The following is a 14,713-nucleotide window of genomic DNA, read 5'->3' on the forward strand; positions in this document are numbered from 1 at the left end:
TTTTTGTAGCTCATCCGACGCGCTTTGGCGAATCAGAACGGCAGCTTCATACCCGGTGGCAGTTGCATGCCAGCGGTCATGCCGGACATTTTGTCCTGGCTGTTGGCTTCGATCTTGCGGACGGCGTCGTTGACGGCGGCGGCGAATACGGCCTCCAGCATCTCTTTGTCGTCTTCACTCAGGCCTTCGACCAGGCTTGGATCGATGGTGACGCGCTTGACGTCGTGACGACCGGTCATCACCACGGTGACCATATCGCCACCCGCCTTGCCGGTGACTTCGGCGTTGGCCAGTTCTTCCTGCATCTTGGCCATTTTTTCCTGCATCTGCTGCGCCTGCTTCATCAGGCCGGCCATGCCACCTTTCATCATGGGAATCACCTCAAAGTACTTGGATAAAAACAGCGCCCGGCCCTTTCGGTCGAACGCCTTCAGTTATTAGCCCTGACTGACCAGGGCTTCGACAGGTTCAATAGTATCGTTACGGACCACCGCACCGAACTGCTGCATCATTTGCTGGATGAACGGATCACCGTGAATCGACTCCTCGGCCTCGCGCTGACGGTTGGCGCGGCGCCGGGACGCAGCCTGGGCCGGCGTTTCCTGCTCGGGCTTGATCAGCTCCATGCTCAGGGTCAGCGTGCGCCCGTGAAACTGGTTCAGCGCATCGTTGAGACGACGCTGCTGGGTCGCGTTGAACAAGGCGCTATGGGCCGGGTCCAGGTGCATCAACCAATGGTCGCCCTCCACGGAGATCAGCGTGCAGTTGGCGGCGATGCTGCCGGTCATGCCGGATATCGGCAGTTTCGGGAACAGCTCCAGCCATTGCAGGGCCAAACCGGTGGCGGGCATCGACGCCGGCTCAGGTTCGGGTTCCGGCGCGGGCTCGGCGGCGTGCTCACTGGCCAGTTCGTCGAGGTAGCTGTACGCCGAGTCCATGTCCGGCTCGATGTAATCCTCATCCAGCGGCGGCTCGTCGTCGGGGTCGATGCCCGGGGTCGCGGCGTCGACATCGGCCACGGACGGCTCGGGAATTGGCGCAGCAGCCCACTCCGGCGCGTCCGGCACAACGCTGTCCGGCGTCGGCAACGGCATCGGGGGCAATTCGGGTTGTTCACCGGCGGTTTCCAATACCGGCTCGACGGCTGGCTGCTGGATGACTTCGGGTTCGACCGGATCATTCCACGGCAGGTCGACGACGGCTTCGACCGCTACCGGCGCAACGACAGGCTCCGGCACGATGACCGGCTCGGGCACGACAGCGGCCGCAACCGGCTCAGGCTCGGGAACAACCACCGCCGCGATCGGCGCGGTGACAACCGGTGCAACTGCCGCAGCGACTACCGGCGCAACAACCGGCGCGGCAGCCACTGAGTTTGCGGAATCAACTGTGGCCTGGCTGATCCCCACTGGCTTTAGCGGTTGCCTCGGGGCATCCGCCGTGTCCGCCGGTCGGAACGCGAGCATCCGCAGCAAGACCATTTCGAAGCCACCGCGCGGGTCCGGCGCCAGCGGCAAATCGCGGCGACCGATCAGGCCCATCTGGTAATAAAACTGTACGTCTTCGGCCGGCAAGGCCTGGGCCAGCGCCAGCACCCGATCACGGTCGCCGTGACCGTTGTCGACGCCTTCAGGCAAGGCCTGGGCGATGGCGACACGGTGCAGCACGTTGAGAATTTCCGAGAGCACGCCATTCCAGTCCGGGCCTTGTTCCGCCAGATGGCGGACGGCTTCGAGCAACGCCTTGGCGTCGCCTTCAATGAGCGAGTGCAGAACATCGTAAACCTGGCCGTGATCGAGCGTGCCAAGCATCGCCCGTACATCGGCGGCCATGACCCGCCCTTCACCGAAGGCAATCGCCTGGTCGGTCAGGCTCATGGCATCGCGCATCGAACCATCGGCGGCGCGACCCAGCAGCCACAGCGCGTCGTCTTCGAACGGCACGTTCTCGACACCCAGCACGTGGGTCAAATGCTCGACCACCCGTTCAGGGGTCATGTTCTTCAGCGAGAACTGCAAGCACCGCGAGAGAATCGTTGCAGGAAGTTTCTGCGGGTCAGTGGTCGCCAGGATGAACTTGACGTAGGGCGGCGGCTCTTCGAGGGTTTTCAGCAGCGCATTGAAGGAATGGCTGGAGAGCATGTGCACTTCGTCGATCAGGTAGACCTTGAAGCGCCCGCGGCTCGGGGCGTACTGCACGTTGTCGAGCAGCTCGCGGGTGTCTTCGACCTTGGTCCGGCTCGCGGCGTCGATCTCGATCAGGTCGACGAAACGGCCTTCATCTATCTCGCGGCACACCGAGCACTCACCGCACGGCGTCGAAGTGATACCTGTTTCACAGTTCAGGCATTTGGCGATGATCCGCGCGATGGTGGTCTTGCCGACCCCGCGCGTCCCCGTGAAGAGGTAAGCGTGGTGCAGCCGCTGGCTGTCCAAGGCATTGATCAGAGCCTTGAGCACATGGGTCTGGCCGACCATTTCGCGGAACGAGCGCGGACGCCATTTACGTGCAAGAACCTGATAACTCATCGAAAACCATCGCCACTGGGAAGCAGAAGCGGCTAATGCTAGCGGAGCAAGGCCAAAATTGCATCCGGCGCGCTCGTCTAATCTGGCTAAGATGCACTTGGGGCGATTTTTATCGGCTCGGGTTTCATCGGTAGTGGAGTGTTTATGCGGCTGGCCTTGGGGGCACTGCTGTTGATGAGTCTGAACGTCATGGCTGCCGGTACGCCGCTGCGCTTCGTGGTGCCCGACAGCTGGGCGATGCCGATGGTGCAGCTGGATCGCGGCCAGCCGACCCAGGGCATCCTGCATGATGTGATAGTCAGCCTCGCGACCCAGGTCGGCGTTCCGGCCGAGTTTCACGTACTGCCACGGGCCCGGGTGCAAAGCGCCATGGAGCACGGCGAGGTCGATGTCCGTTGCTACGCCGCGCAATCCTGGTCGCCAAACCAGTCTGGCGACTACATCTGGAGCATTCCGCTCTGGACCCAGCCGGATGTGCTGATCAGCCGGCACGAGTTGCCGACCTCAATCAATCCGGCGGGGTTGGCGCGACAATCCATCGGCACCGTGCACGGCTACAGCTACCCCACCTTGCAACCCCTGTTCGACGCCGGCCGCCTGCTTCGCGAGGACGCACGCAACCAGGAACAGGTCCTGGAAAAACTCATGGCCGGACGCTACCGCTATGCCGTGAGCAATCAATGGACGCTGGACTGGTTCAATCAGCGCCTGCTGCCTGAGCGACAACTGCAAGGCGTGGCAGTGCTGCAAGTGCAGAGTGTCGGCTGTTACGTGCGCAACGACCCGAAAGTGCCCGTGCAACGCATCCTGCGCACTTTGCTGAGGATGAAAATGTCCGGGGAGATCGATGACATTATCCAGCTATATGTCGGCAAACCCTGAGCGCATCACGGCTCACACGGTTTCATCCACTCGCCATTGCGGCGGCGCCACAAAACCTTCGACCCAGCCCGGCACTTCAACGGCCGGCATCGGCCGGGCGATGAAATAGCCTTGGGCAACGTCGCAGCCCAACTGCAACAGCAGCTCACCATGCTCGATACTTTCCAGCCCTTCGGCGATCACTTGTCGGCCAAACGCGCGAGCCAGGCCAATCACCGCCGTGGTCAGGGCCAAATCGTCGCGGTCATGCAGAATGTCGCGGATAAATGACTTGTCGATCTTGATGGTCTGGGTTCGCAATCGCTTGAGGTAATTCAAGGACGAATAACCGGTGCCAAAGTCGCCCAGGGAAAACTGCACGCCGAGCGCCTGACAGGCTTGCAGACAGGCGCTGACATGCTGAATGTTTTCTATCGCCACCGCCTCGACGATTTCCAGATCCAGCATCTGCGGCGCGACCCGGGCATGCCGGTCGAGCACCCGCCTGAGCCGGTCGACGAAATCCGCCCGCTGGAAATGCCGGGCGGCGATATTGACGCTGATCGGCCAGCCCTGCCCCGCTTGCTGCCAACGGTCCAACTGCATCATTACCTGATCCATCACCCATTCACCGATATCGATGATCAGGTCCGTCTCCTCCACCAACGGCAAAAACTCCCGGGCCGGCACCATGCCATTTTGCGGATGCTCCCAACGCAACAGCGCCTCGAAGCCGACTACAACGCCGCGACGCATGTTTACTTTCGGCTGGAAATGCACCCGTAACTCGCCAGCGGCCAGTGCCTGCCGAACCCGCTCGACGGTCTGGTGAGTGGCCTTGACCTCTCGATCCCGGAGCGCGTCGAATAAATGAAAGCGATTGCGCCCGCTCTGCTTGGCCACGTACATCGCCTGGTCGGCGTGACGCAGCAAGGTTTCGGCATCTTGATTGTCATCCGGGTACAGGGTGACGCCGATGCTGGCAAATACATTCAGGGCCTTTCCCCGCAGCAGGTAAGGCGCCGAAATCGCGCCCAGCACGCGATTCAGCGCCGCGCGCACGTCCGGCACATCACGCACATAACGCAACACCAGCACAAACTCGTCACCGGCTAGCCGCGCCACCACATCCTCGCCGCGAACAATGTCGCGCAAACGCTTGGCCACCTCCACCAGCAGCAGATCGCCACTGGCATGCCCGTAGCCATCGTTGACCGCTTTGAAGCCGTCGAGGTCGAGCATGCACACCGCCAGCGGGATATTTTCCTCCCGCGAGAACGCCAGTGCCTGATCCAGCAAGTCGGAGAGAAACGCGCGATTGGGCAGCCCGGTCAGCACGTCATGACCGACCCGCCATTGCAGGGAATGCAGCAGTTGGCGTTTTTCACTGATATCGAAACGAATCGCCAGGTAACGGTGAATCCGCCCGGTGGCGTCATCCAGCAGCGGCACCAGCGTGCTTTCAACCCAATACAGACTGCCATTTTTGGCGCGATTACAGATCTCGCCCTTCCAGACATTGCCCAGCGCGATGGTGCGCCACATGCCGGCGAAGAAATCAGCGGAGTGCAGGCCGGAATTGAGCAGACGATGGTTTTGCCCGAGCAGTTCGTCACGGCTGTAACCGGACACGGCGCAGAACTGATCGTTGACGTAGGTAATCCGGCCGGTCAGATCGGTCTCGGAAAAAATCGCGGCGGCGTCCACGGCCCGGCGGTATTTCTCATCCATGAGTCAGGCTCGCTGTCGCTAGCGGTGGTACCGCTCGACCAGCGCACAATGCCCGGAAGAGATGTTTTGAATCGTCCTGCGCAGAGCCACGTGATCACTCCATGAACAGCGATTGATGGCCCTTTGGCCGCCGAAGATCAACTAGTCTCAAAGGCCCGGACTAAGGGCAGCAACAACCAATTCGAGAACATTTTGCCAAGCTTCAGGGATGCTTCAGCGCTCCACACACTGCTCAGGGGAGCGCCATGCTGGCTCTTTCGCATCAGCCAAACGTGCGCAAACAGGTCACCAAATACCCTTTGGAGCGGCAATTCTACGAAATGCATCACATTTTGCAAAGCAAGGTGATGGATCATGCAGTTGCCTAATGCAAAGATCTATCGTTAAGTTATTGATTCTAAATGGGAATTGAGCGATGCAAATTTCAAGCTTGGGTTCAGCCATTCGGCGTTACCGCAAGGTCGCGGGGCTTACTCAGGCTGAACTCGGCGAAAAAACCGGTTTTGACCCGAAAACCATCAGCCGTTTTGAAACCGGCACCTACACCCCCAGCGTGGAAGCCCTGTTCCTGCTTGCCGGCGTGCTGGGGGTAAAACTGAAAGTCTTCTTCGCAGATTTGGCCGATGAAGACGAACAGCGGGCGTACCTGTTTGGTGTCATCCACAAGGCCACCCCGAAGGATCTGGGAAAGCTGATTGCAGCGGTTGACCAGGCCATGTCCAAGCCTTAGTGGCAGAAATGAAAAAAGGAGGCCGACTTGTCGTGGTTCGACAGGTCGGCCTCCTTTTTTATCGGCGGAATTCAGCATCGCAGACGACAAAAATCCGCCGCTGGACAGGGTCCATGGCAGAGTAACAAGTCGGTATTTTCAATGGATAACGCGAGAGAAGGCTCGCGGTGCGTTATGGAGGCAACCCCACCAGCCACACCCCGGCACACAATGTTCCCGCTGTGGCTGCTTCCTTCCGGATCTGACCAGGTTCACGGGTAATCGTTGCGGGGGGACCGATGGGGTCACCATAACGACGCTTGCCTGACGGCGAGCCGCGCCATTGTACCTGTCTGAGACGAAGTTACAACCGTTCGGTTGGATTAAAAAATATGAGCGGCTTCAAGGACATGCGCAGGCCTGAAAAGTGCGCAGGCTCCTACAAGTCCTGCAACACCTCATCCGCCCTGCCGCCCTCCTGCTGAATCACCAGATGAATGAAGTGCAACTTGGCGATCACCGCCGGCGGCAACACGAACGGGTAAAAATCTGGCTGGCCCATGCTGCGCGACAGCTCATTGAGCATGCCGGCGAGTTCGATCCACGCATTGACGAATGACAGGAACGCCGCACCGCCGGGATGCTGCGGATCATAAAGGGTGCTGGACGGGAATGGCTGGTAGTCAAAATCCATTTCCCGTGCACTCATGCCGAAGCCGAGGGCGGTGTCTACCGCGTCCATCATGTGCAGGTAGTGCGCCCAGGTTTCGGCCCAGTCTTCCCAGGGATGCATGGTGGCGTAGGCGCTGACGAAATGTTGCTGCCAGTCGAGTGGCGCGCCTTGTTGATAATGCCGATCTAGCGCCTCAGCGTAACTCGCACGCTCGTCGCCGAACACGCCGCGAAACGGTTCCAGCCACTGGCCGTTGGCGATCAGCCGATCCCAATAATAATGCCCGACCTCGTGACGAAAGTGCCCGAGCAATGTGCGATACGGTTCGTGCATCTGCACCCGCACCTGCTCGCGGTGGGCGTCGTCGGCTTCTTTGATATCGAGGGTGATCAGGCCGTTGGCATGGCCGGTGGTCGGCGGTTTGCCTTCGAGGTCGACGCCGATGAAATCGAAGGCCAGGCCGGTTTCTTCGTCCACGGTTTTGGGGATGACCTGCAAACCCAGGCTGACCAACTGCGCGACCAGCCGACGCTTGGCGGTTTCGACCTTGCCCCAGCGTTCTTGATTCTCGGGGATCGACAAATCAGGAATGGTGCGATTCAAGCTACAGGCGATACACAACGCATCATGGTCGTTGGCGGGCAACAGCCAGTTGCACGCGGCAGGGGAATCGAGATTGGCGCACCGGCGCAACTCACCGGCACCTGGATCAGCATCGAGAATCCAGGTGTCCGCGCGCAAGCCGGGTTGCAGCGACGACAAGCGACTGCGCTCAGGCTGATAGCCCAACGCCGCTGAACAGGCCAGGCACTGGCTGTTGCGGAAGAACAGCGACTGCCCGCAGCGACAATGCCAGACCTTGCTGTTGCGCGAGCTTTCGCCAATGAACGGCGCGGCGATGCGTGAACTGAGCTGTTCGAAGAAGCGGTGCATGGCGATCTCTCCCTGGGGCTTGCCAAGACTAGATCATCCTTGCGTGCAGATCGTTCCCGCGCCGCGATGAAGCAAGCCTGGTGCGGTCAATGTGGGAGCGAGACCGGTTTGCCGGCGATAGCGCTGGACCGGTCACCATGAATGCCGACTGTAACGGCCTCATCGCGAGCAGGCTCGCTCCCACAAGTTTTGAATTGCCAAGTCTTAATCCAGCTTGCCGTGCTCACGCAATGTTTTGATAAGCCCCTCTTCATCGAGAACTTTCAATCCCAGTTCATTGGCTTTGGCCAACTTCGAACCGGCACCCGGCCCGGCCACTACGCAATGGGTCTTGGCCGACACCGAACCGGCCACTTTGGCGCCGAGGCTTTCCAGTTTGTCCTTGGCGATATCGCGGCTCATCAATTCCAGCGAACCGGTCAATACCCAGGTCTGCCCGGCCAGCGGCAAGCCCTCGACGACTTTTTTCTCGCTCTGCCAGTGCATGCCGAAATCACGCAGCTGCTTTTCAGCGGCTTCAGCAACCCGGCGATGTTCGGCGACCGCAAAGAACTCGCGAACCGAATTTGCCTGTTTCTCTGGCAGCGCCTGACGCATGTCCAGCCAGTCCGCAGCGAACACCCCTTCCAGCGAACCGAACTTGTCCGCCAGTTTCTGTGCCCCGCCCGGCCCGACCGAAGGAATGTGCAGCTTGTCGAGGAAACCGCCCAGCGTGGTACTCGCCGCGAACTCTGCACCCAACTCGCCCTGATCCTGAATCTGCAGCCCATGCTTGAGCAGATCCGCGATCACCTGCCGGTTATGCGCATCCTCGAAGAAACTGTGAATCTCGTGCGCCACTTCCAGGCCGACATCCGGCAAGTACGTGAGCACTTGCGGCAACGCCTGCTGAACCCGCTCCAGTGAGCCGAGAGAACGCGCCAGCACCTTGGCCGTCTCCTCGCCGACATCGGGAATGCCGAGGGCGTAGATAAAGCGCGCCAGGCCTGGCTTTTTGCTGTCCTCGATGGCGCTGAGCAGGTTCTTGCTCGACAGCTCGGCAAAGCCTTCGAGATCGACGATTTGCTCGAACGTCAGGGCGTACAGATCGGCCGGTGAATTGACCAGACCTTCATCCACCAACTGCTCGACGCTCTTCTCTCCCAAGCCTTCGATATCCATCGCGCGACGGGAAACGAAGTGAATGATCGCCTGTTTGAGTTGCGCACCGCAGGCCAGTCGCCCAACGCAGCGATACACCGCGCCCTCGCTGACGGTCTCGCGCCCCTTGCTGCGCTTGATCAGTTGCGTGCGTTCGACATGCGAGCCACAGACCGGGCACTGCTCAGGAATCTGCACTGGCCGCGCATTCTCCGGACGGCGCTCCATGACCACCTGCACCACTTGCGGAATCACGTCGCCCGCACGGCGGATGACAACGGTGTCGCCGATCATCAGGCCCAGACGCGCCACTTCGTCCATGTTGTGCAGCGTCGCGTTGGCCACAGTGACGCCCGCCACCTTGACCGGTTTCAAGCGCGCCACCGGCGTCACGGCACCGGTCCGGCCGACCTGGAATTCCACGTCGAGCAACTCGGTGAGTTCTTCCATCGCCGGGAATTTGTGGGCAATCGCCCAGCGCGGTTCGCGAGCGCGGAAACCCAGCTCACGCTGGGAGGCGATGCTGTTGACCTTGAACACCACGCCATCGATTTCATAGGCCAGCCCGTTGCGGCGCTCACCGATGTCGCGGTAGTAATCCAGGCACTCATCAATACCGTGCGCCAGTTTCAACTCGCGACTGATGGGCATACCCCATGCCTGAAGCTGTTTGAGATTGCCGATATGCGTGTCGGCAATGTCCGCCGAGACCTGGCCTATGCCGTAGCAGCAGAATTCCAGGGGACGGTTGGCAGTGATCTTCGAATCCAGCTGCCGCAAACTGCCCGCCGCCGCGTTGCGTGGGTTGGCGAAGGTCTTGCCACCGACTTCCAGTTGCGTAGCGTTGAGCCGTTCGAAACCGGCCTTGGACATGAACACTTCACCGCGCACTTCAAGAGTCGCCGGCCAGCCGCTGCCTTGCAGTTTGAGCGGGATGTTGCGCACGGTGCGCACGTTGACACTGATGTCTTCGCCGGTGGTGCCATCGCCGCGCGTCGCGCCGCGCACCAACACACCGTCCTGATACAGCAGGCTGACCGCCAGGCCATCAAGCTTCGGTTCGCAGCTGTATTCAACCGCTGCGCCACCGCCAAACAGGTCGCCGGCCGGCAGATCGAGGCCTTCAGTCACCCGACGATCGAACTCACGCATGTCGGCTTCTTCGAAGGCGTTGCCGAGGCTGAGCATCGGCACTTCATGACGCACCTGCGTGAACGCCGACAGCGCCGCACTGCCGACGCGCTGGGTCGGCGAGTCGCTGGTGATCAGTTCGGGATTGGCCGCTTCGAGGGCCTTGAGCTCGTGGAACAACCGGTCGTATTCGGCGTCCGGAATGCTCGGCTCGTCCATCACATGGTAGCGATAGTTGTGCTGATCAAGCTCAGCGCGCAGCTCTAGAATGCGGGTTTTGGCGGCGGTCATGGGTGTTCTCTCATAAAGCAAAAGAGCAGCCTAGGCTGCTCAATCTGTAAGTACGGCGCAGATTCATTGTAGGAGCCAGCGCTTGCTGGCTCCTACAAGGGCGCGATCAATATCAGCGCTTCTGGGTCAGGGCGCGACGTTCGAACTCAACGATGCGCTGACGGTAATGCTCGATCGTCTGGGCGGTCAGTACGCTGCGCTGATCGTCTTTCAGTTCGCCGTTCAGCTCCTGGGACAATTTGCGCGCCGCAGCCACCATTACATCGAAGGCCTGCTTCGGATGACGCGGACCTGGCAGGCCAAGGAAGAAGCTCACTGCCGGGGTGCTGAAATGGTCGATGTCATCCAGATCAAAGATGCCAGGCTTGACCGCATTGGCCATCGAGAACAGAACTTCGCCATTGCCAGCCATGCTTTCGTGACGATGGAAGATGTCCATCTCGCCGAAGCGCAGGCCGCTTTCCAGAATATTCTGCAACAGCGCCGGGCCTTTGAAGCCAGCGGCGTCGCGGCAGATCACGCTGATCACCAGCACTTCTTCGGCTTGCGGTTGTTCCTTGTCGCTCACCGACGGCGAAGCCTTGGTGTCATCCGGGAAATCGTCGTCACGACTGCTGAAGCTCGGGCCGCCGTCCAGATCCAGGCTGAGGTTCATGTCGCCTTGCGACGGTTCGCCATGGCCACGCTTGCCGCGTTTGGAACCCGACTCACGTGGCTCCCGGGCCGGCATGCTCACCGACGGCAGGTCGTGCTCGTCCAGTTGCGGTTCTTTATGGGTATCCAGGACGCGGGGCGGGCCCAACAGCTCGGCGCTGGTGTCCTCGTCCGGCAAATTGGACAGACTTCGATCAAGACGGAACTTCAGTTTTCCCTTGCCGCCGCGCATACGGCGCCAGCCATCGAAAAGAATACCGGCAATGACAATAATGCCGATGACGATCAGCCACTCGCGCAGACCGATTTCCATGTAATCCCGTGCCTCTATAAAAAATGCTGAAAAATAAGGGGTTTACAACTCGCAAACCGCTTTAAAACGTGGCGCCAACTCTATGTTCTGACAGGCGTTTTGCCCACGTATACGAAAAATTGACATTAAACTAGCACGACCAAAGGCAACTTTACACCGTCTGTCACAATGGCTTGCGCGAATATGTCGATTGGCCAGCAAGTCGAGCCAGGTAAATAAGTCCGACGGACAAAAAAAACCCGCCCTACAGACGCCGACTCAGGCATCCACCATCGCCATCGCCTCCTCGACATCCACCGCCACCAGACGCGAACACCCCGGCTCGTGCATCGTCACCCCCATCAGTTGATCGGCCATTTCCATGGCGATCTTGTTGTGGGTGATATAGATGAACTGCACCGTCTGCGACATCTCTTTCACCAACCGTGCGTAGCGTCCAACGTTAGCGTCATCCAGTGGCGCGTCAACCTCATCGAGCATGCAGAACGGCGCCGGATTCAACTTGAAGATCGCAAAAACCAGGGCCAATGCGGTCAGGGCTTTTTCGCCGCCGGAGAGCAAATGGATGGTGCTGTTCTTCTTTCCGGGCGGCTGCGCCATGATCGTCACCCCTGTATCGAGTAGATCTTCGCCCGTCAGTTCCAAATAGGCGCGTCCTCCACCGAAAACTTTTGGGAAAAGCGCCTGTAAACCGCCATTGATCTGATCAAAGGTATCTTTGAAGCGGTTACGGGTTTCCTTGTCGATCTTGCGAATCACGTTCTCGAGCGTGTCCAGCGCTTCCACCAGATCGTCGTTCTGCGCATCCAGATAACGTTTACGCTCGGATTGTTGCTGATATTCGTCGATGGCCGCGAGGTTGATCGCCCCGAGACGCTGAATGCGTGCGGCAATGCGTTCGAGTTCTTCTTCGGCGTCCTTCTCGCTGGCTTCGGTCGTCAGTGTGCCGAGCACGCCGTGCAGGTCGTAGCCGTCTTCCAGCAGCTGATCTTCCAAGGTCTTGCGGCGCACGGTCAGGGCTTGCCATTCCATGCGCTGCGTTTCCATCTGGCCACGAATCAACTGCGATTGCTGCTCGGCCTGGTTGCGACGTTTCTCGGCGTCACGCAGTTCGCGGTCGGCGTCTTCGAGCGCAATCTGTGCGGTCTTGAGCTCTTCGTCGACGGTCATGCGCTTGTCGAGCAACTCTTCGAGCTTCAGGCGCAGCTCTTCCAGCGGTGCCTCGCCCTCCTCCAGATTGAGGCTGAGTTGTTCGCGTTTTTCAGTCAGACGCTCGGACTGCATTTCCAGCCGCTCCAGCGCCTGACGCGTCGAGTCGTGTTGCGCCTTGAGCGAGCCCAGACGCACCGCCAGTTGATGCGCGTGATCCTTGTGCTGCCGGGCTTCCTGACGCACGCGATCCAGCCGCTCACGCAAACTGTCGCGCTGGGCCAGCAGCAACTCACGCTGCTCGGTGTCCAGCGCCATGGCGTCGAGGGCTTCCTGCAATTGCAGGCGCGCTTCGCCGATGTTTTCGTGCTCCAGGGCGCGCTGCTCGGCCAACTCGGTGAGTTCTTCATCGAGCCGGGTACGGCGCAACGTCAGTTGCTCGACCTTGGCTTTGCCGGCGGACAACTGAGCTTTCAATTCGCCTTGCTGGCGCGCTTCGTCTTGCAGCAGACGGCGTAGATGTTCGCGACCGTTTTCCTGCTGACGCTGCTGTGCCCGCAGATTTTGCAGTTGCGTTTCAAGGGTTTCGACCGTGGCCTCGCGCTCCTCGCGTTCGATGCTCAGAGACTGGATTTCCTGCCCGCGCGCCAGCACGCCGCTTTCCGCTTCGCTGGCCCGACGCACACGTAAAAAATGTCGGCCGACCCAGTAACCGTCACGACTGATCAGGCTCTGGCCGGCGCTCAACTGACCACGAAGGGCCAAGGCCTGTTCGAGATTTTCAACCGGTTTAACCTGCCCCAGCCACGGCGACAGATCGATCTGCGCCTCGATCTTGTCGAGCAGACTACCAGGCACGCGCACGCCATCGCTGGCGGGACTGAGCAAACGCAAATCGCCCTGGGCAAAACCGGCCAGATCGAAATCACCGAAATCATCCACCAGCACCGCTTGCAGATCAGCGCCGAGCACGGTTTCCACTGCCAGCTCCCAACCGGCTTCAACCTTGAGGCCCTCGGCCAGACGCGGACGGTCTGCCAAGTGTTGCTCGCGCAGCCATTCAGCGGTGCCGGTGCCCGGATCGAGCGCGGCTTGCTGCAAGGCTTCCAGCGAGGCAAGACGGCCGTTGAGACGCTGCAAATCGCCCTGGGCCTGTTGCTGCGCCGACAGCGCTTGCTGCAATTCCTGACGCAGTTGCTCAAGGCGCTCGACCTGCGCCTCTTCACTGGCCTGCAAGTCTTCGAGCGTCGCCTCGGAAGCGGCCAACTGCTCGCTGAGTTCCATGATCGCCGCGTCTTCCGGGTCCGCCGAGAGCAAAGCGCGTTCTTCGCCGAGACGCTTCTGGCGATCGGCCAGGCGCTCCATGCTGGTTTCCAGCTGCTGGATGCGCGACTGCTGAACTTCGGATTGGCGGCGCGGCTCGGCGGCGGTCAGGTTGAACGTGTCCCACTGCTCCTGCCAGCCGTGCATGGTGGTTTCGGATTCTTCCAGCGCGGCGGCGGCTTCTTCAGCGGCGGCGCTGGTGACTTCCTGTTCCGGCGTGAGCATGTCCAGCTCTTCACCGAGGGTCAGCAGCAAGGTGCGGTCGTGGCCCAGATGCGACTCGGTTTCCAGACGTGCACGCTCGGCTTCTTTCAGATCGTCCTGTAGCTGACGCAAACGTTGCTGACCGTGCTGGATACTCTGCTCGACCCGGGCGATGTCGCCGCCGACCGAATAGAAGCGCCCCTGCACCAGATTGAAGCGTTCGGACAGGTCATGGTGCCCGTCACGCAAGCGTTCGATGCTCGCATCGGCGTTGCGTTGCTCGGCCACCAGCGCTTCGAAAGTGACTTCCTGAGTGCCGATGATCGCTTCACGCTGACCGACCTGTTCGTTCAACGCCTGCCAGCGCAATGCGGACAGTTGCGCCTTGAGCTGCCGCTCCTCGCCTTTGTATTCCTGATACTTCTTGGCGGCCTCGGCCTGGCGGTGCAGGCGTTCGAGCTGACGCGTCAGTTCTTCGCGCAGGTCCGTCAGGCGCTCCAGGTTTTCGTGGGTGCGACGAATGCGGTTTTCGGTCTCGCGCCGGCGCTCCTTGTACTTGGAGATGCCCGCCGCTTCTTCAATAAAGTTGCGCAGGTCTTCGGGCTTGGACTCGATCAGCTTGGAGATCATCCCCTGCTCGATGATCGAGTAGCTGCGCGGGCCCAGGCCGGTACCGAGAAAGATGTCGGTGATATCACGGCGGCGGCATTTGGTGCCGTTGAGGTAATAGGTGGTCTGGCTGTCGCGGGTGACTTTGCGGCGAATGGAGATTTCCGCGTAAGCCGCGTACTCGCCGAGCAGCGTGCCGTCGGAGTTGTCGAACACCAGTTCGATGCTCGCCTGGCTCACCGGTTTGCGGCTGGTCGAACCGTTGAAGATGACGTCGGTCATCGACTCGCCCCGCAAGTTCTTGGCCGAGCTCTCGCCCATCACCCAGCGTACGGCGTCGATGATGTTCGATTTGCCGCAGCCATTGGGCCCGACCACCGCCGCCATGTTACTGGGGAAGTTCACCGTGGTCGGATCGACGAAGGATTTGAACCCCGCCAGCTTGATGCACTTGAGCCGCACGC

9 protein-coding genes and 1 other RNA gene are annotated in these 14,713 nt (G+C 60.4%); 2 read left to right on the forward strand and 8 right to left on the reverse strand.

What is annotated here, in order from left to right; translation table 11 throughout:
- Nucleotides 1-32 precede the first annotated feature (32 nt).
- Both Q7W83_RS17295 and dnaX read right to left on the reverse strand, forming a co-directional pair.
- Nucleotides 33-371, reverse strand: a complete 339-nt coding sequence (locus Q7W83_RS17295; RefSeq protein ID WP_008028561.1) for a YbaB/EbfC family nucleoid-associated protein — start codon at nucleotides 369-371, stop codon at nucleotides 33-35.
- Between the two features lie 66 nt (nucleotides 372-437).
- Entirely contained in the window at nucleotides 438-2,528 is a 2,091-nt protein-coding gene (gene dnaX, locus Q7W83_RS17300) for a DNA polymerase III subunit gamma/tau (RefSeq protein ID WP_150654219.1), read from the reverse strand.
- 144 nt (nucleotides 2,529-2,672) lie between these two features.
- On the opposite strand from dnaX, the gene Q7W83_RS17305 reads away from it, so the two are divergent.
- Complete coding sequence (locus Q7W83_RS17305; RefSeq protein WP_150631637.1) at nucleotides 2,673-3,410, forward strand: substrate-binding periplasmic protein; 738 nt, start codon at nucleotides 2,673-2,675, stop codon at nucleotides 3,408-3,410.
- A 12-nt stretch (nucleotides 3,411-3,422) separates the two neighbouring features.
- Here Q7W83_RS17305 and Q7W83_RS17310 read toward each other — a convergent pair whose 3' ends face one another.
- Nucleotides 3,423-5,120 carry a putative bifunctional diguanylate cyclase/phosphodiesterase gene (locus tag Q7W83_RS17310; RefSeq protein ID WP_473656387.1) on the reverse strand — a complete coding sequence of 566 codons (1,698 nt, stop codon included), beginning with the start codon at nucleotides 5,118-5,120 and terminating at the stop codon, nucleotides 3,423-3,425.
- Between the two features lie 415 nt (nucleotides 5,121-5,535).
- Between Q7W83_RS17310 and Q7W83_RS17315 the strand changes: the two genes are divergently transcribed.
- Complete coding sequence (locus tag Q7W83_RS17315) at nucleotides 5,536-5,850, forward strand: helix-turn-helix domain-containing protein (protein ID WP_150631639.1); 315 nt, start codon at nucleotides 5,536-5,538, stop codon at nucleotides 5,848-5,850.
- A 184-nt stretch (nucleotides 5,851-6,034) separates the two neighbouring features.
- Here the strand turns inward: Q7W83_RS17315 and ffs are convergent.
- From ffs to smc, 5 genes are all read right to left on the reverse strand, one after another.
- Nucleotides 6,035-6,131, reverse strand: an RNA gene (ffs, locus tag Q7W83_RS17320) — signal recognition particle sRNA small type.
- 137 nt (nucleotides 6,132-6,268) lie between these two features.
- On the reverse strand, nucleotides 6,269-7,435 hold the full coding sequence (locus Q7W83_RS17325) for a zinc-binding metallopeptidase family protein (RefSeq protein ID WP_473656388.1): 1,167 nt from the start codon (nucleotides 7,433-7,435) through the stop codon (nucleotides 6,269-6,271).
- Nucleotides 7,436-7,639: 204 nt separating this feature from the next.
- Nucleotides 7,640-9,997 (reverse strand): NAD-dependent DNA ligase LigA, encoded by a 2,358-nt coding sequence (ligA, locus tag Q7W83_RS17330; protein ID WP_150631652.1) that lies wholly within the window; start codon nucleotides 9,995-9,997, stop codon nucleotides 7,640-7,642.
- A 112-nt stretch (nucleotides 9,998-10,109) separates the two neighbouring features.
- Nucleotides 10,110-10,964, reverse strand: a complete 855-nt coding sequence (gene zipA, locus Q7W83_RS17335) for a cell division protein ZipA (RefSeq protein WP_017337515.1) — start codon at nucleotides 10,962-10,964, stop codon at nucleotides 10,110-10,112.
- 258 nt (nucleotides 10,965-11,222) lie between these two features.
- Complete coding sequence (gene smc, locus Q7W83_RS17340) at nucleotides 11,223-14,711, reverse strand: chromosome segregation protein SMC (RefSeq protein ID WP_473656389.1); 3,489 nt, start codon at nucleotides 14,709-14,711, stop codon at nucleotides 11,223-11,225.
- Between the last annotated feature and the right edge of the window lie 2 nt (nucleotides 14,712-14,713).

It is taken from the genome of Pseudomonas sp. 300, assembly GCF_055803035.1.